The organism is Kitasatospora sp. NPDC057223 (assembly GCF_042669755.1).
Lineage (GTDB): Bacteria > Actinomycetota > Actinomycetes > Streptomycetales > Streptomycetaceae > Kitasatospora.
Genome location: NZ_JBHUWW010000007.1, coordinates 88,382 through 109,619, shown reverse-complemented (window position 1 = coordinate 109,619; position 21,238 = coordinate 88,382). Strand labels below are relative to the sequence as shown.

Sequence of the window (21,238 nt, the reverse complement as noted above, 5' to 3'; positions counted from 1 at the left end):
GCGGCCGACGGGGCGACCTGCGGGGCGACCGGCGGGTGAACGCCGTCCCTGCCACTCTGCCCGCTCCCGCGGGTTCCATGCAGGACGGGCAGGACATCCCGGTGCCGTCCCGGAACACCGGCCGGCCGCCCGGCCCGCTCCCGGAAATGCCCCGAATGGCCTGTCCAGAAGTGGTGCCGTTCATGACGATCAATGACGAGAAACGACGTACGACGACGATTCGCGGCGAGGTTCGCGGCGATCGGCGGTGAACCGACCGGCCCGGGCCGGACCAGGGGGTTTCGCATGACCCGTACCACCGTGCTGGGAGCAACGGCATGACCGAGTCCCACCCGTCCGCGGCGCAGCTGGCGACACCGTCCGCCACCGCGCCGTCCGCCACCGCCCAGCTCTGCGCGACCGCCCCCGGCCGCAGCGCCCCGGTGCTGCCGGCCCTCCCGGCCGCGGCGCCCGCGGCGGTCACCGCCTGCCGCCCCGCGGCCGCCGGGGACCAGCCCGACCGGGGCCCCGCCGACCTCGCCGACCTGACCGAGCTGTCGGACCTGACCGAGCTGACCGGGCACACCACGCTGCTCGTCCGCGCGCGCGGACTGGACGCCGCCCTCGCGACCCTGCTCGACTCCGGTGCCGCCCTGCTCGGCGCCCGCCGGGGATTCGTCGTCACCGCCACGCCCGGCGGCGGCGGCCGGCCGGTGGGCCTCGGCCTGGACCGGGCCGCCCTCGGCGCACTGGAGACCGTCCCGTCCGGCCAGGGCCCCCTCGACGGGCTGCTGCGCCCGCACGACCGCCCGGACCGGCTGCTGCACACCGACCTGGCCGGCGACCCGGCCACCGGCCCGCGACTGCGCGAGGTGGCCGGCCAGCTCGGCCTCGGCGCCTGCGTCGGCCTGCCGCTCGCCACCGAGGAGGACGGCCCGCTGGCCGCCGCCGTCTGGTTCTACGACGAGCCCACCGAGCCCACCGAGCGGCGGCTGCGGCTCGCCGCGGCCTACTGCGAGGTCGCCGCCCCGCTGCTGGCCGGCCAGCTGGCGGCCGAACGCTCCCGGCGGACGGCCGAGGCACTGCGCCGGGGCCTGCTGCCCGACCACCTGCCGCAGCTCCCCGGCGTCCGGCTGGCCGCCCGCTGCGTGCCCGCCGGGCTCGACCGCTCGGCCGCCGGCGACTGGTACGACGCGATCGCCCTGCCCGACGGCTCGCTCGGCCTGAGCGTCGGCAGCGTCTCGGGCGACGGGCCGGGCGCCGGTCCCGGGTCGGCGCCCGGGGCGGCCGCCGCGATGGGCCGGGTCCGGGCCGCGCTGCGGGCGTACGCGGTGCTGGAGGGCGAGGACCCGGTCTCCGTCCTCGGCGACCTCGAACTGCTGCTCAAAACCACCGAACCGGCCCGCAGTGCCACCGCCGTCTACGCCTGGGTGGAGCCGGACGAGCGCCGGATCACCCTGGCCGGCGCCGGACACTGCCCGCCGGTGCTGGTCACCCGCTACGGCGCGAACTTCGTCGAGACCTCGCTGTCCGCGCCGCTCGGCATGCTCAGCTGCTGGGAGGCACCCGGCGTCGAGCTCGACGCGGAGCGCGGGGACGTCCTGGTGCTCTACACCGAGGGCCTGGCCCGGCGCTTCGGCCCGACCCTGCACGCCGGCCAGAGCGCCCTGCGCCGGGCCGCCGCGGACGCCCCGCGCGAACTGCGGGGCAACCCCGACCGGCTCTGCGCACACCTGCTGACCTGTGCCGACGCGGCCGGCGGCGGCGCCGGCGACCTGACGGACGACCTGGTGGTGCTGGCCGCGCGCTTCGAGTGACCGGCCGCGCGGGGCCCCACCGCCCCCCGAACCTGTGTCCGGGTGGCCGTCCGTACCATGGGACGCACGGCCACCCACGCGTGTCGCGATCCGACGCGCCCCGGCCTCCCGCCGGGGGACCCCCATGGGCGGCCGTACCGTTCGCAAGGAGGCGACGTACGTGACCGAGGACCGTACCCCGGCAGTGGCCGAGAACCCCGAGGCCGCCGGACCCGACGAGGACGAGCGCCCGAAGGGCCGCAAGAACGGCCTCTACGGCGAGGTCTCCGAGGAGCTCGCCGGCTCCATGAAGTCCGGCTGGGCCGACACCGAACTGCACGGCCTCGACCCCCTCCCGCAGGCGGCGTACGCCGCCGAGCGCCGTGCCAGGCTGTCCGCCGCCTACCCCGGCGAGCGCCTCGTCGTCCCCGCCGGCAACCTGCGGGTGCGGGCCAACGACACCGAGTACTCGTTCCGCGCGGCCAGCGAGTACGTCCACCTCACCGGCGACCGGACGGAGGACGCGGTGCTCGTCGGCGAGCCCGCCGGCGCCACCGGCCACCGCTTCGGCCTCTACCTGCTGCCCCGCTCCGACCGGGCGAACGGCGAGTTCTGGCTCGACGGCAACGGCGAGCTGTGGGTCGGCCGCCGGCACAGCCTGGAGGAGGCGGAGCAGCTGCTCGGCCTGCCCGCCCGCGACGTCCGCAAGGCCGCCGAGGAGCTCAGGGCCGCCGCGCCCGCCCCCACCCGGATCGTCCGCGGCTACGACGCCGCCCTGGAGAGCGCCCTCGCCGACGTGCTCGACGCCGACCGGGACGCCGAGTTCACCGAGTTCCTGAGCGGGCTGCGCCTGGTCAAGGACGCGTGGGAGATCGGCGAGCTGCGCGCCGCCTGCACGGCCACCGTCAACGGCTTCACCGACGTGGTCCGCGAGCTGGGCCAGGCCGTCGCCACCTCCGAGCGCTGGATCGAGGGCACCTTCTGGCGCCGCGCCCGGGTCGAGGGCAACGACGTCGGCTACGGCTCCATCTGCGCCGCCGGCCCGCACGCCACCACCCTGCACTGGGTGCGCAACGACGGCGACGTCCGCCCCGGCGAACTGCTGCTGCTCGACGCCGGCGTGGAGACCAACACCCTCTACACCGCCGACGTCACCCGCACGCTGCCGATCAACGGCCGCTTCAACGACCTGCAGCGCGCCGTCTACCAGGCCGTCCTCGACGCCCAGGAGGCCGGCATCGCCGCGGTGAAGCCCGGCGCGCGCTTCCGCGACTTCCACGACGCCGCGCAGCGGGTGCTCGCCGAACGCCTGCTCGCCTGGGGCCTGCTGGACGCCGACGTGTACGACGTCGAGAAGGTCCTGGAGCTCGGTCTCCAGCGCCGCTGGACCCTGCACGGCACCGGCCACATGCTCGGCCTCGACGTCCACGACTGCGCCCACGCCCGCCGCGAGACGTACGTCGACGCAGCTCTGGAGCCCGGCATGGTGCTGACCGTCGAGCCCGGCCTGTACTTCCAGCAGGACGACCTGACCGTCCCCGAGGAGTACCGCGGCATCGGCGTCCGGATCGAGGACGACATCCTGGTCACCGCCGACGGCAACGAGAACCTCTCGGCCGCCCTGCCCCGCGGCGCCGACGAGGTCGAGGCCTGGATGGCCGCCCTGGCGGGCTGACCCGCGGGAGCGGTGCCGTGGGCCGGCGGGATCCGGCCCACGGCACCGGGCGGGCTACTTCACCACGACCCGCACCGGGATGCTCTTCTCCCCCAGGACCCGCTCGCCCTGCCCGTCGGACGGCAGCTGCGCCCGGGCCGTCACCGGAAGCACGCCCGCGCCGTCCCGGGCGGTCAGCCTCATCCGGTACTCCACCGTCCGGCTCTGCCCCGGGGCCAGCCGGAACACCAGGTCGCTCCCCGGGAGGGGCGCGGCGCCGGTGCCGAGCGTCAGCGGCGTCCAGCCCGCGCCGTCCCTGCGCTCCAGCGTGCCCTCCGTGATCGGCGGGGCACCCGAGACGCCCGCGTACCCCTCGGCGTACAGCACGGCCCGGACGGCCGGGTACGCGCTCTGGCTGGTGTTGCGGTAAGTCACCGAGAACGACACCGCCGCACCGTCGTTGGAGACCTGCTGCCCGACCCCGAGGCCGTCCACGGTGATGTCGACGTCGTTCCGGTGCGGCTCCAGCAGCGGGGCCGGCCGGCCGCTCAGGTCCAGCGTGTCCAGGATCGACACCAGAGCGGCCTGGTAGCCGGGCTTCAGGCCGTTCGCCGCGACCAAGACCTGATCGGTCCGCAGACCCCACATCTGCGACGTGAAAGTCTCCTTGCCGTCGCAGGAGCCCTGCCACTGGGTCTTGTGGACGGCGCGGCCCGCCACGATGTCCCTGGTCTCGACGGGACTGCCCGCCGCCCGGTAGGCGTCACCGGCACCGGGCGGGTGCGGGTTGCCCCAGACCGGGCAGTAGGGCTGGTGCGACCAGCCCAGGTCCGAGGAGAGGTCCGCCATGGTCGGCCAGAGCGCGTGCTCGACCTCGTCCGGTGTGTTGTAGACCGCCAGCACGACGCCGTACGGCACGCAGGCGGCCGTGTCGGCAGCCGCCGGAGCACCCGGGCTCAGCACGCACAGCGTGGTCGACGCCGGATCCGGAGCAACCACCGTCCACCCCGCCGGGACCTGGAACCTGACGCCCCGGAAGTCGTACGGAACCGGCCGGTTGCCGGTCGGCGCCGAGGTCGGCGAGGCCGGGACGTCCTCCGGCGGCGCCTGCGGGGTCGCCTCCGTGACCGTGGAGGACCCGGTCGGGGATGGACCGGGACTGGGCGCCTCGCTCGCGGCGGGGCTCGGGACGGCCGTGAGCGTGGCCGCCGGAGGCGCCTTCTCCCGCCCGGCCTGCGGGCTCGTGTGCGGCCCCAGCAGGGCGAAGGCCGTCGCAGCGGCCAGACCTAACAGCGGCACCGCCACGACGTACACCGGACGCAACCGGCGTGTCCGCAGGCTCGGCGGGTGCGCCGGGCGCAGGTCGTGCCCGGAGATCTGCTCCGCGCGGGCACCCAGTGCTGCCCGGAGCAGCCGTTCGGTCGGGCTGTCACCTGAGCCGCCGCCGGGCGGCCTGGGATGGTTCTGACTCATCGGACCTTCTCCAGCTGCTTCTCGAGGGTGTCCAGGGCCCGGCTCCGGGTGGACTTCACGATGCCCCGGGACAACCCCGGGGTCTCCGCCATCCGGGCCTCCGAAAGGTCCGACCGTTACCGTTCGCCGGCGCCTCGCACCGGCGGACGGTCAACTCCTGCAGGGCAGCCGGCACCCGGCGATGCCCGTCGTCCAGCGCAGTGCGATCCGCCGACGACGGCGCCTGCGCCTCGGACGGCGGACCGTCCTCCCGCGCCGTCCGCCTGCCCCGCACCACCCCGCACATCGGGACTACATCGGGAAGTAGAACTTCGAAGGCCTGGTGCTGATCGTGTCACCGACGGCTCCGTCGCCGACCGCACCGAGCACGAGGTCGAGGCCGTTGCCGGCCGTCCAGCCCTCGACGATCCCGATCCGGATGTCGAACAGCGCCTCCGCGCCGGGTGCCAACGACCTGTCCAGCAGGGAGGTGTCGACAACGATCATCCTGGTGGCGTCGAAGGAGGTGGGCAGCTTGCGCCAGGCACCGGCGACCAGCGCCTCCGCCACGACCTCCTCGGGCTTCAGGTGGTGCTCCGTGCTGCCGGGGCTGAACGAGTCGTTCATCGTGATCGTCGGCTGCAGCGCGGTCATCTTGACGCCCCCGGGGTTGGACACCGCCAGCTGGAACTGCGTGGGAGTGCGGCCCACCGTCAGTTCCGAAGGTCCGGAGACGAGCCGCAGCACGGGCCGTTGCCGCTCCGCCGTGGCCGGCTTGAGCACCGTGACGGTCGCCAGTGCCGAACCGGCCACGGCGCGGCCCTCTGCGGCCGGCAGATAGCCGAAGGCCTCGACCGGCAGGTCACCCGTACCGGAGTCGGCCGCCAGATCGAGCCGGTACTGGATCGTCCTGCTGGCACCCGGTTCCAGCGCGAACGCAGCCGCGTCGCCCGACTGCTGATAGGCCCCACCCGTCAGCTGGCTGAGCTGCACGGTCGTCCAGCCGCCGGCGTCGGACCGCTGGAGAGTGCCGCGCACCGCAGTGCCGGAGGCACCCGCTGCGCCGAAGGCGCGGGCGGCCACCACCGGGGCGACCGAGTCGTAGCGCTGCTGCGTGGTGTTCGTCCAGGTCACCGAGAACGCCACCGAACCCGCACCGGCTGCGACCTGCACCCCGGAGAGTCCGCTGAACCGGAGCCCGATGCCGTTCGCCGGGTGGCCGGGAGCGGCCGTCGCCGAGGCGGTACCGGCCGTGGTCGGGACGGAGGGGCTGCTCGCGGTCGCGAGGGGATCGGCGGCCGGCGCGGTGTCCTGCGCCATGGCGCCGATCGTGGCGGAGGCCGACTCGGACGGCGAAGGGCTGCTGGTGACGGCGGCGCTCGGACTCGGGTCCGCAGACATGCTGGCGGCCGGCGGCCCCTCGTCACGCTTGGCCACCGGGTCACCGTGGAAACCGAGCAGGGCGAAGGCCGTCACCGCGGCCAGGCCGAACAGCGGCACCGCCGCGATGTACAGCGGACGGAGCCTGCGCACCTGGCCGCTCGGCGGCTCGGCCGAACGCAGGTCGTGCGCGGAGATCTGGCCGGCGCGGGCCGTCAGCGCCTCGCGCAGCAATCGCTCGGTCGGGCTCTCACCCGAACTGTCGCCGCCGAAGGGGCGGAGATCCTTGTGGGTCATCGAACCTTCTCCAGCTGCTTCTCAAGAGCGTCCAGGGCTCGGCTCGCAGTGGACTTCACAGTGCCCCGGGACAGTCCCAGGGTCTCGGCTATCTGCGCCTCCGACAGGTCCGACCAGTACCGCAGCACCAGCACCTCGCGCTGACGCGTCGTCAGTTGCTGCAGGGCCAGCAGCACTCGCCGATGCTCGTCGTTCAATACCGCGTGATCCTCCGCCGACGGTGCATCCGCCTCGTGCGGCGGAACGTACTCCCGCGCCGTCCGCCGACGCCGAAGCATCGAACGGGCCCCGTTCACCACCGACGTCCGCAGATACCCCAACGCATTGTCGAGGTCCTCCAACTGCTCGCCGTGGCGCTGGTACAGAGCCGTGAAGGCCTCCTGCACCACGTCCTCCGCCAGATCCTGATGATCGACCAGCAGGACGGCCATCCTCACCAGGCCCAGCCGGTGCGCGTGATACAGGTCCGTCAGCGTCGGCCGCTCCTCCACCGGCCTGCGCCCGCCACCGAGCAGACGCAGCCCGGCGCGCCGGCGCGCCGGGTCCGCCTTCGGGGCCCGCTCCTGCTCCGCTGCCCCCTGAGCCCCGAACAACAGCCCCACCAGGCCACGAAGAGTCCGGCCGGGGCCCCGTGCGGGTCCAACTGCCGGCCTGACGGCCATCGACATGTGCGCTTCGCTTCCCCCAGGGCGGCTGGCGGGCCCGCCCGGATCTCAGTCGGATTCGATCACTGGGAGTGTGCCACTCCGCCGTACGGCAGGCTCAGGCCCGCTGCCCGGTGCCATCCCCACGTGTGGTACCGGGCAGCGGCAGTCTTCAGCGGTCGGGAGCGGTCCACCGCGGCTCAGATGTTGGCGGGCTTCATGTCCGCCATCGGGTACCAGGTCTGCGGGCGGACGGTCTGGAATCCGCTCTCCCTGCCCTCCGTGGACGCGCCCACGGTGAACTCGATCCCGTTGCCCTCCGACCAGTACTGCCGGATGCCGATGCGGAACTCGAAGGAGGCCTTCTCGCCCGCCGCGAGGTCCCGGTGCAGGGAGGAGGTGTCGACCTTGACCAACCCCTTCTGGTCGTAGGCGGTCGGCAGCGTGCGCCAGGCACCGTTCTCCGAGACCTCGACCGTGACGTCCCCCGGCGTCAGGACGTGGACCGTACGGCCCGGCGCGAAGGGATCGATCATGGCCAGGTACGGGGCGACATCGGAGAGGACGTCACCGCCGGGGTTGGTGAGGTCGACCCGCAGCGTGGACGGGACGTGGCCGATGGTGAGATCGGTGGGCCTCACGGGCACCACCACGGTCGGCGCGTGCGGCACCGTGACGTCCAGCGCGAGCCGCGACTCGCCGATCTTGGCGGGGGCGGCACCGCCCCCCGCGAGGAAGGCCTGCGCGACGATCGGCAGCGCACCCGGGCCGTTCTCGCCGCTCAGCTCCAACCGGTACCGGACCGTCCGGGCGGCCCCGGGGGCCAGCTCGAACTCCCCGCCCTGGAGGGCCGCACCGGCGCCGGCCATGTCCACCGCCACCCACCCCGTCTCGTCCTTGCGGATGAGGTCGCCCTTGGCGACCGGCGAGAACCCCGTCCAGTTCGCCGGCCGGTCGAACGGCAGCACGTGAACCACGGGCGACACCGGGACCGCGACGGACGCGGTACTGGTCCAGGTCACCGTGAACTCGACCGCGCCACCACCCGGCTGGACGGGCCCGCCGTTCGTCGGGACGCGGATCTCAACCCCGACGCCCTCCCCCGGCTGGAGCTGAACGGCAGCCGGCGACTGCGGAGCGGACGGCACGGACGGCTCCTCGGCGGCGGCCGCGGGCTGCGCCGAGGCCGCGGCGGACGGCCGCCCGGCGGCCGCCGGCTTGGCCGGCGCCGGGGTGACCACCTGCGCCGCGGGGGCCGGGGCGGCGGTGGACGGGGCGACGGCCGGAGCGGCCGCGGGCGCCGCCGGTGGGACAACCGGCTGCGGGGCGACCGTCTCGACGGCTTCCGCCGGAGTGACCGCGGGCGACGGGGAGGCGGGCTCGGAAACCGGTGCCGCCACCGGCCGGCCGGTCGAGGCGCCGGAGGTCATCGGAATGGCACCCATCACACCGACGGCGGCGATGGCGGCCATCGGAAGCGCGACGGCCAGCCGGCGCGAGCGCCGCGAGCCGCCCACCTGTGTGGCCGCGCTCGAAACCATGCTCATGAAACGGGTCATGCCGGGTGCCGCCATGGCGCAAGTCCCCCTGGAACGGTGAATTCTGAAACGAATCGGACGAGGACTGCCCGACCGCACCGGCGCTGCCGGCGCCGTCCTCGTCGGCCCTCGCCCTGATAGACGTCCATCCCCTCAGGGGGTTGCAGGTGAGTTCGAAAACTTTTCCGCTGGCGCTGACGACTACACTCGTCGACATCCCGCCAGCCGTCCGATCAAGGGGATCCCGTGGCCGAGCAGCAGAAGTCCGGCCCCACGGCCGTCACCATCGGGCGGCGGCCCGAACCGGTGCACGACATCGCCGTGTACGCGTTCGACGGCATGGCGCCGTTCGAACTCGGCGTGGTGGTCGAGGTGTTCGCCCTCGCCCGGCCCGAACTCGGCGGCCTGCTGGCCGCCCCCTGGTACGGGCTCAAGGTCTGCGCCGACCGGCCCGGCACCGCGCTGAACGCTGTCGGCGGCTTCTCCGTCACCGCCCACCACGGCCTGGACGACCTCGCCGCGGCCGACACCGTCATCATCACCGGCGTACCCAACGCCTTCAGCGGCGAGGTCTCCCCCGCACTGGTCGCCGCCCTGCGGACCGCCCACGAGCGCGGAGCCAGGATCGTCTCGATCTGCTCGGGCGCGTTCGCCCTCGCCGCCGCCGGACTGCTGGACGGCCGCGAGGCCACCACCCACTGGCGCTACGCCGAACTCCTCCAGCAGCGACACCCGTTGGTGAAGGTCGACCCGGACGTCCTGTACGTCGACAGCGGCGACGTGCTGACCAGCGCCGGCAGCGCCGCCGGCATCGACCTGTGCCTGCACCTCGTCCGGCGCGACCACGGAGCCAAGGTGGCCAACAGCGTCGCCCGCCGCTTCGTCGTCCCGCCGCACCGCGACGGCGGCCAGGCCCAGTTCATCGAGGCCGCCGTCAAACCCGTGGAGGAGGCGGACGACGGTATCGCGCGCAGCATGCAGTGGGCGATGGACCACCTCCCGGCCCCGCTCACCGTCACCCTGCTCGCCCGCGCCGCCCGGATGTCCGACCGCTCCTACCTGCGCCACTTCACCGCCCGCAACGGCACCACCCCGATGCGCTGGGTCATCACCCAGCGCATCGCCGCCAGCCTCCCCCTGCTCGAATCCCCCGACGGCACGGTGGAGGAGATCGCCGCCGCCGTCGGCTTCGAGAGCGCCGCCACCTTCCGCCACCACTTCGGCCGCACCATGCGGACGTCCCCGACGGCCTACCGGCGTTCCTTCGGGCGCGGGGCCGCGTAGGAGTACTGACCCGCGCGTCGGGCCGACGACCGGCGTCGCGGGTCCCGGCGGGAATCGTCGACCCGGCCCGGCTCGACGCCGCTGCCCCGCCCGGTGGATCCGGGCGGGGCGACGGCGCAGGACGGCGTGCCTCGTGGAAGGGTCAGGTGCGAGCGAGGAGGATCTGGCCGTCACCGTTGGGCATCGCCGCGATCGCCGCCTTCTGCGAGCCCCGGCCGGTACGCCGCCGGCCCTGGCAGGAGCCCTTGTCGAAGCGGGCGTTGTGGTGGATCCTGCCGTCGTTGCCGATCGCCACCAGCTGGCGTCTCCGTTCGGCATGCCCGCGACGGCCTCCTCGCGGGCACTGGAGTTCGCTGCCGGAGCCGGCGCCGAGGGGTACGGGTCCGCGTGGTCCGATCCGAGTCCGGTGAGCCCGGCGCAGTGGTTCCGGGCCCCCGGTCCCTGCCCGGCCAGCTACAACAACGGGTTCTGGACCGGATGGCAGGCGGCCGACGGGTACGGGGCGCCCGCAGCCGGTTCGAGGCCGGCGTCCGGGTGGTGCAGCAGGGCTGGCTCCCGTACCGGCGTTGAACCCTAGCGGGAGGCGGCCCGTCCGGCGTTGGCGATGATCGCGTCGTGCAGCCAATGGGCGAGTCCGGGGGCGAGCTGCTCGTAGGTGGCGGTGAAGCGCGGGTCGGCGAGGTACATCGCGGCGAGGCCGCGGTGGATCTCGTAGCCGCAGGGGTAGTAGTGCTCGGTGATGTGCTGCCGGTGGGCCTCGGCGAGATCCATCGCCCGGCCGCTGCCGGGGGCGAGGCCGCCGGCGAGGGCCTGGACCATCCGCTCGTCGAGGGCGCCGGCCTCGGCCTTGATCCGCTGCCAGTCCTCCTTGCGGTAGCCGCCGGTCCGGCGGCGGGACTCCTTCCAGGGGTCGCCCTCGCCCCAGGTCCGCTCGGCCTCGGCCTCCCAGCTCTCCCGGTAGCCGGGGCCGAACACCTCGGACTTCTCCTCGGGTGTCAGCTGAATGCCCATCTTCTGTGCCTCCATGGCTCGTTCGACTGCCGCGGCCAGCTCCTGGAGGTGCCCGATGCGTGCGGTCAGCAGCTCGTGCCGGCGGCGCAGGTGTTCGGCCGGGCTCACCGAGCCGTCGTCCAGGACGGCCGCGATCTCCTCCAGGGGGAACCCGAGTTCGCGGTAGAACAGGATCTGCTGGAGCCGGTCCAGGTCGGCGTCCGCGTAGCGGCGGTAGCCGGACGCGGTGCGGCCCTGCGGTGACAGCAGGCCGATCTCGTCGTAGTGGTGCAGGGTGCGGACGGTCACGGCGGCGACCTTGGCGACCTGGCCCACCGTACGGCCGGTTCCGGTGCTCATGCGGGTGGCTCCCTTCGTGCTGCCCCCACTCTGCGCCCTCACGTCGCGTGAGGGTCAAGCGCGAGGGTCGAGCGTGAGGGTCAAGGCCGTGGCCCCGGGGCACCACGGGCCCCCGGGGCGGACACCGCCGTGCGACCCTCCTAGCGGGACGCCCCGGGGAGGGCCGTCATTGGACGGACCGGCCAATTGTCGCGGCCCGCCGGCGGCCGCGACCATGTGGCCATGACCACGACTGCGCCTTCCCTGCCCCGACGTCTGGCCGCGGAGGCGGTCGGCACCGCCCTGCTCGCGGCCGTCGTGGTCGGCTCCGGCATCCGGGCGGCCGGGCTCAGCCAGGACGGCGGCGTGCGGTTCCTGGCGAACGCCACGGCGTCCGCGGCGGCCCTGGGGGTGCTCGTCGCCGTGTTCGGCCCGGTGTCCGGCGGCCACTTCAACCCGCTGGTCTCGGCTGCCGCCTGGTGGACGGGCCGGCGCGGGGCGGCCGGCCCGGGCGCCCGGGCGACCCTGGCGTACGCCGCCGCGCAGTCGGCCGGGGCGGTCGCCGGGACGGGGCTGGCGAACCTGATGTTCCAGCGGCCGGTCCTGCGGGTCTCCGTGCAGGGCCGGGACGGCGCGCACCTCTGGCTGGCCGAGGCGGTGGCCACCGGCGTGCTGGTCCTGCTGGTGTGCGGGCTGGTGCGGTGCGGGCGCGGCGGGTTCGTCCCGGTGGCCGTGGGCGGCTGGATCGGTGCGGCCTGCTGGGCGACGCCCTCCGGGAGCTTCGCCAACCCGGCGGTGACCCTCGGACGGGTCTTCACCGACAGCGGCGCCGGGATCGCGCCCGGCTCGGTGCCCGGCTTCGTGCTCGCCCAGCTGGCCGGTGCGCTGGCCGGGCTGGCGCTGCTGCCGGTGCTGTTCGGCCGCGCGGCCCCCGGCCTGCCCGCCGTGCCGGACGACGCCCGGGAGCTGGCCGCGGTCTGAGCGCCGGGGCGGCGGCGCTCGCCGGAGCCCGCCCAGGTGCACCACCGGGTACGCGGAACCCCCCGTACTCCGCTCGGTCGAGCGGCGTACGGGGGGTTCGTGGAGCCCGGGCCGGGCTTCATCCAGGCGTCCACGGGGCCGGTGCGGCCGGCTCACGGCCGCTGCACCGGCCCACGGGGCGTTCAGCCCTGCTGGGCACCCTTGCGACGGCGGAGCACCACGAGGGTGCCGACACCGGCGGCCAGGACGGCGGCGCCGCCGATGGCGATCGGCGTGCTGTCACTGCCGCCACCGGTCTGCGCGAGGTCCTTGCCCTTGGCGGCGTCCGAGACGACGGTGGCCTTGGCGATCACCGCGGGGGTGATGGCCGGCAGCTTGGCGGTCGGGACCGCGACCGGGAAGTCGATCGGCAGCTGGGCGGCGCTGGTGCTGCTCACGGCGGGCGCGGGGGTGCTGGCGGAGGGCGCGGCCGTGGCCGGCTTGCTCTCCGTGGCGGTGGCGGACGGCGACGCGGTCTCGGACGGCGCGGCCGTCTCCGACGGCTTCACCGTGGCGGACGGCGAGGCGCTCTCCGACGGCGTGGCGGTCTCCGACGGCTTCACCGTGGCGGACGGCGAGACGGTCGCGGAGGGGGAGGCGCTCGCGGTCGGCGTCTTCGTGGGCGTCACCGACGCGGACGGGCTCGGCTTCGGCGACTCGGACGGCTTGGGCGACTCGGACGGCTTCGGCTTCGGGGCGCGGATGTGGAAGGCCGCACCCTTGATGCCGTCGCAGGAGAACTCGCCGTTGCCGATCTGCTCGCCGGTCTTGTCGTCGAGCTGCACGAAGAACGCGACGGGGACGACGCCGGCCTTGCCCAGCGGCGAGCCGCTGGTGAAGGAGAGCCGCACCTTGATGGTGGCGGCGGTGGACCGCTTGACGGTGATCGCGCTGGTCTCCTCGACGGCGTCGTCACCGAGCAGGATCAGCGCGGCGTCGTCGTCACCGTCGGCGCCCGGCACGCTGGTACCGGTGCTCCAGGTGGTCGCACCCGGGAGCTGGTACTCGACCTTGAAGTCCTTCGCGCGCAGCTTGCCGTCGTTGCTCTTGAGCTTGAGCAGCGGGTAGAGGAAGAAGTCGTGCGCGGTCGAGTTGTCGATCTTGAACGCGAACTCGCGGGCGTCGCCACCGGCGAAGAACTCGTCCGGCACACCGCTGACGGACAGGTCGAGGTTCTGGTGCACCGCCTTGTCGCCCGCGGCAGGGGCCGCGGCGGGGGCGGCTGCGATGCCGATGGCGAGCGCGCCCTGGGCGCCGCCCAGCACGATGGAGGACGCCAGCGCGACGGCACCGGCAAGGGCAAAACTGCGGCGTATGGACAAGGAGACCTCACGGAGAAGTCCGGGTACGGACCCGGAGGCGCGGCTCGGCCCGACCGTCTGACGGCAGAGCCCCCGCGAAGCTGAAGGTTCGACGGACGATACCGAAAGATCCGGCCGGCATGGTAGCCGGTCACCATCTTGTGTCCATCCGCGGCCGATCCGACGTCCGATTAGCCCAACTCTGTCGCCTCAAGGGGCTTTTGTGACGATGCTCGGCTAAACCCGATTCCTGCCGGAAGGTCTCGCCGGGCCCGGCACCCTGGCCGGAAATCGACTCCCCGGCGCCCGCCCGTGAACCCTGCGGAAGGAGCGGGCGTCAACGGCGATGCGGAGCGGGCGCGTCCGGAATCAGGCGGGCAGACCCGCCCGGCGGCGGGCGACGGCCGCCACGGCCGCCCAGTCCTTGTCGCCGTCCCCGTGCGCGAGGGCGTCCAGGAAGGCGTCCCGCAGCACGCTGCCGAACGGCAGCGGGACGTTCGCCCCGGCGCCGGCCGTGAGGGCGAGGCCGACGTCCTTCAGGCCGAGCGGCAGCCGGAACCCGGCGGGCTCGTACCGGCGTTCGGCGACCATCGAGCCGTAGCCGGAGTAGACCGGGCCGGGGAACAGCGTGCCGGTCAGCATCTCGACCAGGTCGGTGGGCCGCACCCCGTTGGCGTCGGCCAGGCTGCACGCCTCGGCGAGCGACTCGATGGCGCAGGCCAGCAGGAAGTTGGTGCTGATCTTCGCGGTGGCGGCCTGGGCCGGGCGGTCACCGAAGTGCCAGGTGCGGCGGCCCATCGCGGTGAGCAGCGGTTCGACCTGCGCCAGCGCCGCCGCCTCGCCGGCGGCCAGGATGTTCAGCTCGCCCGAGGCCGCGACACCCGGGCGGCCGAGGACGGGCGCGGCCACGTACCCGATGCCGTGCTCGGCGTGCAGCGCGGTGGCCCGTTCGGCGAGGCCGATCGAGACCGTCGCCATGTTGACGTGCACCGAGGCCCGGGCACCGGCGAGCAGGGCCGGGTCGAGGAGCAGCGCGTCGACCGCAGCGTCGTCGGCGAGCATCGAGACGACGAAGTCGGCGGCGAAGGCGTCCGGCAGCCCGGCGGCGGCCGTGGCGCCCTGGGCCACCAGCTCCCCGACCGCCCCGGGCGAGCGGTTCCACACCCGCACCCGGTGGCCCGCCGCCAGCAGGCTGCCGGCCATCCCCCGGCCCATCGCGCCGAGGCCGACGAATCCGACGTCCATCGCGGTCATCGCTCACTCCCACCGGTTGGTCCGAACACCGGTCTCCGACCCTAGTGGGCCACGGGCTCCCGGGCGGGGACTGCGGCCGTCAGCGCGGCGAGCACCCGCCCGCGGAGCAGTTCGTACTCCGCCTGGAGGCGGCCCGGCCGCCCGGGGCGGGCCACCGGGCGGCCGGGGCCGACCCGCTCGCACGGGTCGAACTGCTCACGGGTCAGGTCGATCTCGACGCCGGGGCCGAAGCGGTTCCACCAGTGCAGGTCCGTCCGCACGCCGTCGACGTGCACCTCGCCCATCATCAGTTCACCGCCGAGCAGGTCGTTCAGCACCATCGCGACCACGCCGCACTGCCCGCGGGCCGGGTTGCCCGGATGCCAGCGGCCCAAGTCCTCGGGCGCACAGGTGTCGACTCCCCAGGAGGAGCGGATCGCGCGTTCGATGTCGGTGAGGGTCCACGGCGTCATGCCCCGAAGCCTGCCACGCGGCACCGACAACGGCGGGGACTCAGTGCGCGACGCCGTGCTCCGCCGTGACCTTCTCGATCCGCACCCGTACCAGCAGCTCGCCCGGTACGCCGTTGCGCGCGCCGTACTGCTCGGCGAGCTCCTCACCCATGTAGCGGGCGGCGATCCGGGTGGCCCAGGCGCGTACCTCGGGCAGGTCCTCGCCGAGGGTCGCGGTGCCCTGGACGAGGACGAAGGAGAACGGCGGCCGGTCGTCGTCCACGCAGAGCATCACCCGGCCGTCGCGGGCCAGCGTGCGGCCCTTGACGGTGTCGCGGCCGGTGTTGAAGACGATCTCGTCGCCGTCCAGCAGGAACCACACCGGTGCGACGTGCGGGCGCCCGTCGGCCCGGGTGGTGGCCACCTTCGCGGTGCGGGTGCCGGTGGTGAGGAATGCGCGCCACTCGGGCTCGGTCATCAGTGCCATGCGCCCCATCCTGCTGGACCGGCGGGCCCGTACGCCCGTACGACATGCCGCTGACGGGGCGTACGGGCGCCGGGGCGCGGCACGGTCTACTTGCCGAGGGCCGCCACGCCGGCCTGGGCGAACTGCTCGTCCAGGTCGCCGCTCGGGGCGCCCGCGACGCCGATCGCCGCGATCGGCGCGCCCTTGGCCTGCACCGGGGCGCCGCCGCCGAGGAACAGCGTGCCGGGGATGTCCTTCAGGTTGGGGGCCTGCGCGAGGCGCTTCACCAGCTCGGAGGTCGGCGCGTTCCAGGAGACGGCGGTGAACGCCTTGCGCCCGGCCGACTCGGCGGACTGCGGGCCCGCGCCGTCGCCCTTCAGCAGGACCCGGGTGATGCCGTCACGGTCGACCACCGCGACCGAGACGTGCTGGCCGCCCTTCTCGGCGGCGTCCAGGGCGGCCTGCGCGGCCCGGGTCGCGGCCTCGATGGTCAGCCCGGTGGTCTGGACGAGGTTCTTGTCCCGGGTGTCGGCCTTGTCCGCGGCCTGCACGGCGGGGGTGCCGGCCGTGTCGGCACTGGCGGAGACCGCGCCGAAGGTGCCCGCACCGAGCGCGGCGGCGGCGACGGCGCCGGTCAGTACCCGGGTGCGCATGCTGGTCTTCTTCATGTCCGGCTTCCTCATCGGCCGGGGCCGGAGCCGTGCGGCTCCTGCTCTGCCCCGATCGCTCTGCTTCGATCCTCGGCCCGGAACCGGCCGCGCCGGGTCGGCGGTCCGGCCCCGGCCCGGAGGCATGATGGAGGACGGCAGGGTCAGCCGATCGGTTGATGCCGCGGTGGACCGGGCGGGTCAGGATAGTGATATCGGCGCAGGTCAGAGCCGTACCAGCGAAGCACCCCAGGACGAGGAGCACCGGTGCAGGACCTCAGCCGCCCCACCGCCGACCCGGACGCGGGCCGGCTGGCCGCAGTGCTGGACTCCGCCTTCCTGCTGCTGCTCGCCGCCTCGCTCGCCCGCTACCTGACACACCACCCGGGCAACCCGGCGGTGCCCTGGGTGCTCGGCCTGAGCGGCGCCCTGGCCGCCGCCCAGCTGACCGGTTCACGGCTGCTGCGGACCGGGGCCGGCCGGGCCCTCGGCCCGCTGGCGGTGGTGGTCGGCCTCTGGGTGGTGCTGGTCCTGCTGGCGCCGAGCTTCGCGTGGTGCGCCGTCCCGCTCGTCTACACCGCGCTGCGGGCGCTGCCGGCCCGCGCCGCGATCCCGCTGGTGGCGGCGCTCACCGCGCTGGTCGTGGTGGCGCAGGCCCGGCTCGCCCACGGCCTCGACCCGATCGCGCTGCTCGTGCCGCCCGCCGTGGCCGCGCTGGCCGGCGCCGTCTTCCTGTACATGGAACGGCAGTCGGCCCGGCAGCAGGCGCTGATCGACGACCTGGTCCGCACCCGGCGCGAACTCGCCGCCACCGAACGGCGCGAAGGCACGCTGGCCGAACGCGAACGGCTCGCGATGGAGATCCACGACACCCTCGCCCAGGGCCTGTCCAGCCAGCGGATGCTGCTCCAGGCCGCCGACCGCACCTGGGACGCCGACCCGTCGACCGCCCGCGCCCACGTCCGCACGGCGGGCGCGGTGGCCGCCCGCAACCTCGCCGAGGCGCGCCGATTCGTCCACGACCTCGCCCCCGCCGAGCTCGCCGACGGCCGCACCCTGGAGCACGCGCTGCGGGCCCTCGCCGACCGGGAGTCCGCGGAGAGCGGCCTGCCCGTCCGCTTCCATCTGGACGGCACGCCCGTCCCGCTGCCGGCCGCCGCCCAGGCCGCGCTGCTGCGGATCGCGCAGGGCGCGCTGGCCAACGTGCGCGAGCACGCCGACGCCTCGGCCGCCGCGATCACCCTCTCGTACCTGGGCGACCAGGCGGTGCTGGACATCGCCGACGACGGCCTGGGCTTCACCCCCGCCGGGCGCGACCCGGACGCGGGCGGCGGGACGGGCCGGGGGCACGGACTCCCCGCGATGCGCGCCCGGCTGCGCCAGCTCGGCGGCACCCTGACCATCGAGAGCACCCCCGGCGAAGGCACCGTGCTGTCCGCCGCGATCCCCCTGGAGGCCCCGTGACGCCGCACCCCGGTCCGCCCGTCCGCCTGCTGGTCTGCGACGACCACGCCGTGGTGCGCGCCGGACTGCTCGCCCTGCTCGCCAGCGCCGGCGACATCGAGGTGGTCGGCGAGGCCAGCAGCGGCGAGGAGGCCGTCGCGCTGGCGGCCCGGCTGGAGCCGCAGGTCGTCCTGATGGACCTCCAACTGGGCGACGGGATCGACGGGGTGGAGGCGACCCGGCGGATCAGCGGCTCCCCCGGCGCGCCGCACGTGCTCGTCCTCACCACCTACGACACCGACGCCGACATCACCCGCGCGATCGGCGCCGGCGCGACCGGCTACCTGCTCAAGGCCGAGCGGCCCGAGGAGCTGTTCGCGGCGGTGCACGCCGCCGCGCAGGGCCGCACCACGCTGTCGCCTCCGGTCGCCTCCCGGGTGATGGCCCAGATGCGCTCGCCCGCACCGCAGTTGACCGAACGGGAGCAGGAGATCCTGGCCCAGCTCGCCCGGGGGGTGGGCAACCGCGAGATCGCCCGCGCGCTGTTCATCAGCGAGGCCACCGTGAAGACCCACCTCGGGCGGATCTACGAGAAGTTGGGCGTGGACACCCGGGCCGGCGCGGTCGCGGCGGCCAAGGAGCGGCGACTGCTGCGCTGAGTCGCCCCCGGCACGCCCCGGAGACACCTCGGGCATTGACAAACCAACCATGCGGTTTGTTATGTTGAGGCGGTGACCTCCCCTTTCCGGGGAGCCCACCGAAGCCCCGGCAGGGTGCGGCGGTGGGCGGGGAGTTCACCGGACCGCGGGCCTCAGGGCCGCCCGTGCTGCTCGCGGGCCGCCCGCGCCGCCGAGCGCGACGCCTGAACCGCATGACCGTCTCCTCCGGTTCCCGGTGAGTGCCGGGCGTCCGGGCGGGTGCGCCCGGCCTGACACCGGCCTCTACCCGGGCGTCGAACGGGAGGCGCCCCCATCGACACCGGCGGCGGTGGATTCCGTGAGCGAGGGGTTGAAGCGGGAGAACACCGGCGCCGTCCACCGGTGCGGGGTGGCGTCCACGATCTCGACGACCTCGGTCACGGTGAACTCGACCAGCCGCTCGGCGCCGGGCACGGCGGCGGCGTGCTCCGCGTCCCAGTCGACCCGGGCGGTTCCGGTGAGCTGGAGGGTGCCGCCGGTGGACCAGTCCGGGACGAGCAGTCCGACGGCCGGGTTGACCTCGATGTTGCCGAGCGTGTTGAACATGGCGTTGCCCGCGTAGTCGGGCCAGCGCAGCCGGGTCGGCGAGAGCACCTCGACGAAGCCGCGGTTGCCGCCCCGGTGCGAGGCGTCGGTGTTGCCCTCCTCGTCGGCCGTCGCGACGAAGAAGGTGTCGGCGCGCCGGATCCGGTCCTGCTGCGCGGCGGTGAGCGCCGTGCCGCGGACGGGGGCGGCCGGCGGGCGCGGCGCGGCGACGTACGGTTCGCGCTGCTGGATGTACTTCGGGCAGTTCGCGTACACCTGGTCGAGTTCGACCCGCAGCCCCGCGTCGCCGGGTGCGGCCCTGCCGTTCATCCGCATCCGCCGCCGGCTGGCCGGTTCGATGGCGATCATGCCGACCCGGACCGGCCGGGCGGCGGCCGCGCCCAGCACCTCGGCGAGCGGGTCCCCCGGTACCGGCCGGGCGGCGACCGTCACGGCGGACGGCTCCGGCGCGCGGACGAAGCCGGGCTCCCCGGTGAGCAGCGACGCCCAGATCCGGCCCCGCCCGTCGGCCGCGCCGACCACCAGCATCGGCTGCGCGACGAGGAACTCCCGGGCCTTGTCCGGCATCTCCCCCCGGATGGCCCGGCCGGAACGGCGTGCGTGGTCGAGCTGACCCGCCCGGTCCTGCGCGGTGCGCTCACCGCGGTGGTAGTCGGTCGCCGTCATCTGCCTGCCCCTTCCGTGGGCTGGTGGGCTAGAAGAAGCCGCAGGTGGGGGCGGCTCCGCTGGGAGCGGGTGCGTTGTCCGCGCCGGTGGCGGTGTAGATCTCCAGCCGGATGCCGTCGGGGTCGGTGAAGAAGATCCCGCCGGACGAGGCGCCCTCGCGGTGCGGGACGACGCCCTCGTGGGCGAAGCCGGCCGAAAGGCCGCGCAGGGTGTCCTCGGCCGCGCGGACCTCCTCGATCGTCTCGACCTCGAAGGAGAGGTGGTGCAGCCCGGGCAGGGCGGCGGGGAAGGTGCCCTCGCTCTGCTGCCAGAGGGTGACCAGCAGCCGGCCGTCGCGGCCGAGGAAGGCCCAGTGCCGGCCGTCCTCGCTGCCCTGTCCCTGGGTCTCGAAGCCGAAGACCTGGCGGTAGAAGTCGAGCGAGCGGTCGAGATCGGTGACGTTGAGGCCGACATGCCCGGCCTGCAGCGTCTTCGGGCCACTGGACTGCGTCATCGAGGACCTCCGTGACGAGGGGTCCGGGCCACTCCCGGACTAACCGTTACTAGTGAGAGTAGTGGTTAGACAGAAAAGTTCAACCCTTCACAGGCATCGAAGGGGTTAGGTTTTCCGGACGCACCTGCCCGCCGAGGGTGTCGCGGGGCGTCGCAGGGTGCCGCGGGGCCGCTACGGCCGGGCCGGGCCGTCCTTCTGCCGCCGGCTGTGCCGGGCCACCCGGACGCGGTTGCCGCAGGTGGCCGTGCACCACTCCCGCCGCCCGTGGCTCCGGACGAAGTAGAGGATGCAGCCGGGCGCCGGGCAGGCCCGGACCAGGCCGGCCGCCTCGCCCGTGAAGAGCGCGATCCCGGACGCCGCCAGTTCGCCGAGCGCGGCCAGCCGCGGGTCCGGCTCGACCCGGCGGGTGACCGCCCGGAGCGGCGCACCGGCCGCCGGATCCAGCTCCTGCCAGGAGCCGGCCAGCCGGGCCGACGCGTTGACCAGCCCGACCGCGCCGGCGCCGGGCACCGTGCCACCGGTGTGGGCCGCGGCGATCTCCCGCAGCGCCCGGCGCAGTTCGCGGAAGTGCGCCAGGTGGGTCGGGGTGGCGGTGTCCTGGGGCAGTCCGGCCCGCAGCGCCGGGCCGAGCAGCGGGGCGTGGGCCGTGAGCCAGTGGTCGAGGTCGCCCGGGGTGCGCAGCGCGTCCACCAGCACGCCCCGGGCGCCGCCGCGGACGAAGGTGGTGTTGACGAGGTCCAGGGCCGGCGGCTCTCCGGTGAGCGGCAGCCCGTCCGCCGCCGACCACGCCCGCGAGTCCACCCTGCCGCCGTCCATCGCTCCATCATGCCGCGCGCGGGGCGCTTCACCGGCACGGCCCGTGCGCAGATTGCTAATGCGTGGATATCGCTCTATCCATTACCTTGTGCCGGGTCAGGTCC

Annotated in this window: 20 protein-coding genes; 6 read left to right on the top strand and 14 right to left on the bottom strand. The window is 74.6% G+C overall.

Going from position 1 to position 21,238, the window contains the following annotated elements; all coding sequences use genetic code 11:
* Positions 1 to 317 precede the first annotated feature (317 nt).
* Complete coding sequence (locus ACFUK0_RS05115; RefSeq protein WP_380246665.1) at positions 318 to 1,796, top strand: PP2C family protein-serine/threonine phosphatase; 1,479 nt, start codon at positions 318 to 320, stop codon at positions 1,794 to 1,796.
* A 160-nt stretch (positions 1,797 to 1,956) separates the two neighbouring features.
* Positions 1,957 to 3,450: an aminopeptidase P family protein gene (locus tag ACFUK0_RS05110; RefSeq protein ID WP_380246664.1), complete on the top strand. Its 1,494-nt coding sequence runs from the start codon at positions 1,957 to 1,959 to the stop codon at positions 3,448 to 3,450.
* A gap of 54 nt (positions 3,451 to 3,504) precedes the next feature.
* Here the strand turns inward: ACFUK0_RS05110 and ACFUK0_RS05105 are convergent, their stop codons facing one another.
* From ACFUK0_RS05105 to ACFUK0_RS05090, 4 genes are all read right to left on the bottom strand, one after another.
* Entirely contained in the window at positions 3,505 to 4,902 is a 1,398-nt protein-coding gene (locus ACFUK0_RS05105) for a hypothetical protein (protein WP_380246663.1), read from the bottom strand.
* A gap of 291 nt (positions 4,903 to 5,193) precedes the next feature.
* Positions 5,194 to 6,558 carry a hypothetical protein gene (locus ACFUK0_RS05100; protein WP_380246662.1) on the bottom strand — a complete coding sequence of 455 codons (1,365 nt, stop codon included), beginning with the start codon at positions 6,556 to 6,558 and terminating at the stop codon, positions 5,194 to 5,196.
* Positions 6,555 to 7,154: an RNA polymerase sigma factor gene (locus ACFUK0_RS05095; protein WP_380246685.1), complete on the bottom strand. Its 600-nt coding sequence runs from the start codon at positions 7,152 to 7,154 to the stop codon at positions 6,555 to 6,557. The genes ACFUK0_RS05100 and ACFUK0_RS05095 overlap by 4 nt, the downstream gene beginning before the upstream one ends.
* Before the next feature lie 248 nt (positions 7,155 to 7,402).
* Positions 7,403 to 8,749: a hypothetical protein gene (locus ACFUK0_RS05090; protein ID WP_380246661.1), complete on the bottom strand. Its 1,347-nt coding sequence runs from the start codon at positions 8,747 to 8,749 to the stop codon at positions 7,403 to 7,405.
* 237 nt (positions 8,750 to 8,986) lie between these two features.
* Between ACFUK0_RS05090 and ACFUK0_RS05085 the strand changes: the two genes are divergently transcribed.
* Positions 8,987 to 10,024 (top strand): helix-turn-helix domain-containing protein, encoded by a 1,038-nt coding sequence (locus ACFUK0_RS05085; protein WP_380246660.1) that lies wholly within the window; start codon positions 8,987 to 8,989, stop codon positions 10,022 to 10,024.
* A 142-nt stretch (positions 10,025 to 10,166) separates the two neighbouring features.
* On the opposite strand, the gene ACFUK0_RS05080 is transcribed toward ACFUK0_RS05085, so the two are convergent.
* Both ACFUK0_RS05080 and ACFUK0_RS05075 read right to left on the bottom strand, forming a co-directional pair.
* The gene (locus ACFUK0_RS05080; RefSeq protein ID WP_380246659.1) at positions 10,167 to 10,319 is read right to left on the bottom strand and encodes a hypothetical protein; all 153 of its coding nucleotides are present in this window, start codon (positions 10,317 to 10,319) and stop codon (positions 10,167 to 10,169) included.
* A 278-nt stretch (positions 10,320 to 10,597) separates the two neighbouring features.
* The gene (locus ACFUK0_RS05075) at positions 10,598 to 11,374 is read right to left on the bottom strand and encodes a MerR family transcriptional regulator (RefSeq protein ID WP_380246658.1); all 777 of its coding nucleotides are present in this window, start codon (positions 11,372 to 11,374) and stop codon (positions 10,598 to 10,600) included.
* A gap of 222 nt (positions 11,375 to 11,596) precedes the next feature.
* Here ACFUK0_RS05075 and ACFUK0_RS05070 point away from each other — a divergent pair, with 222 nt between their 5' ends.
* On the top strand, positions 11,597 to 12,334 hold the full coding sequence (locus tag ACFUK0_RS05070; RefSeq protein ID WP_380246657.1) for an aquaporin: 738 nt from the start codon (positions 11,597 to 11,599) through the stop codon (positions 12,332 to 12,334).
* Positions 12,335 to 12,516: 182 nt separating this feature from the next.
* Here ACFUK0_RS05070 and ACFUK0_RS05065 read toward each other — a convergent pair whose 3' ends face one another.
* The 5 genes from ACFUK0_RS05065 to ACFUK0_RS05045 all read right to left on the bottom strand — a co-directional run bounded on the left by ACFUK0_RS05065 (position 12,517) and on the right by ACFUK0_RS05045 (position 16,493).
* Positions 12,517 to 13,695: an LPXTG cell wall anchor domain-containing protein gene (locus ACFUK0_RS05065; protein WP_380246656.1), complete on the bottom strand. Its 1,179-nt coding sequence runs from the start codon at positions 13,693 to 13,695 to the stop codon at positions 12,517 to 12,519.
* A 348-nt stretch (positions 13,696 to 14,043) separates the two neighbouring features.
* The gene (locus ACFUK0_RS05060; protein WP_380246655.1) at positions 14,044 to 14,928 is read right to left on the bottom strand and encodes an NAD(P)-dependent oxidoreductase; all 885 of its coding nucleotides are present in this window, start codon (positions 14,926 to 14,928) and stop codon (positions 14,044 to 14,046) included.
* Positions 14,929 to 14,969: 41 nt separating this feature from the next.
* The gene (locus tag ACFUK0_RS05055) at positions 14,970 to 15,380 is read right to left on the bottom strand and encodes a hypothetical protein (protein ID WP_380246654.1); all 411 of its coding nucleotides are present in this window, start codon (positions 15,378 to 15,380) and stop codon (positions 14,970 to 14,972) included.
* A 40-nt stretch (positions 15,381 to 15,420) separates the two neighbouring features.
* Positions 15,421 to 15,837 (bottom strand): PPOX class F420-dependent oxidoreductase, encoded by a 417-nt coding sequence (locus tag ACFUK0_RS05050; RefSeq protein WP_380246684.1) that lies wholly within the window; start codon positions 15,835 to 15,837, stop codon positions 15,421 to 15,423.
* Positions 15,838 to 15,932: 95 nt separating this feature from the next.
* Complete coding sequence (locus ACFUK0_RS05045; protein ID WP_380246653.1) at positions 15,933 to 16,493, bottom strand: heme-binding protein; 561 nt, start codon at positions 16,491 to 16,493, stop codon at positions 15,933 to 15,935.
* 246 nt (positions 16,494 to 16,739) lie between these two features.
* Between ACFUK0_RS05045 and ACFUK0_RS05040 the strand changes: the two genes are divergently transcribed.
* Positions 16,740 to 17,936 carry a sensor histidine kinase gene (locus ACFUK0_RS05040; protein ID WP_380246652.1) on the top strand — a complete coding sequence of 399 codons (1,197 nt, stop codon included), beginning with the start codon at positions 16,740 to 16,742 and terminating at the stop codon, positions 17,934 to 17,936.
* Positions 17,933 to 18,574, top strand: a complete 642-nt coding sequence (locus ACFUK0_RS05035; protein WP_380246651.1) for a response regulator — start codon at positions 17,933 to 17,935, stop codon at positions 18,572 to 18,574. Before ACFUK0_RS05040 ends, ACFUK0_RS05035 begins: the two co-directional genes overlap by 4 nt.
* A 282-nt stretch (positions 18,575 to 18,856) precedes the next feature.
* On the opposite strand, the gene ACFUK0_RS05030 is transcribed toward ACFUK0_RS05035, so the two are convergent.
* From ACFUK0_RS05030 to ACFUK0_RS05020, 3 genes are all read right to left on the bottom strand, one after another.
* Positions 18,857 to 19,825 carry a pyridoxamine 5'-phosphate oxidase family protein gene (locus tag ACFUK0_RS05030; RefSeq protein WP_380246650.1) on the bottom strand — a complete coding sequence of 323 codons (969 nt, stop codon included), beginning with the start codon at positions 19,823 to 19,825 and terminating at the stop codon, positions 18,857 to 18,859.
* Between the two features lie 28 nt (positions 19,826 to 19,853).
* Positions 19,854 to 20,318 carry a VOC family protein gene (locus ACFUK0_RS05025; protein WP_380246649.1) on the bottom strand — a complete coding sequence of 155 codons (465 nt, stop codon included), beginning with the start codon at positions 20,316 to 20,318 and terminating at the stop codon, positions 19,854 to 19,856.
* 171 nt (positions 20,319 to 20,489) lie between these two features.
* Positions 20,490 to 21,134, bottom strand: coding sequence for a CGNR zinc finger domain-containing protein (locus ACFUK0_RS05020; protein ID WP_380246648.1), 645 nt, complete (start codon positions 21,132 to 21,134; stop codon positions 20,490 to 20,492).
* Between the last annotated feature and the right edge of the window lie 104 nt (positions 21,135 to 21,238).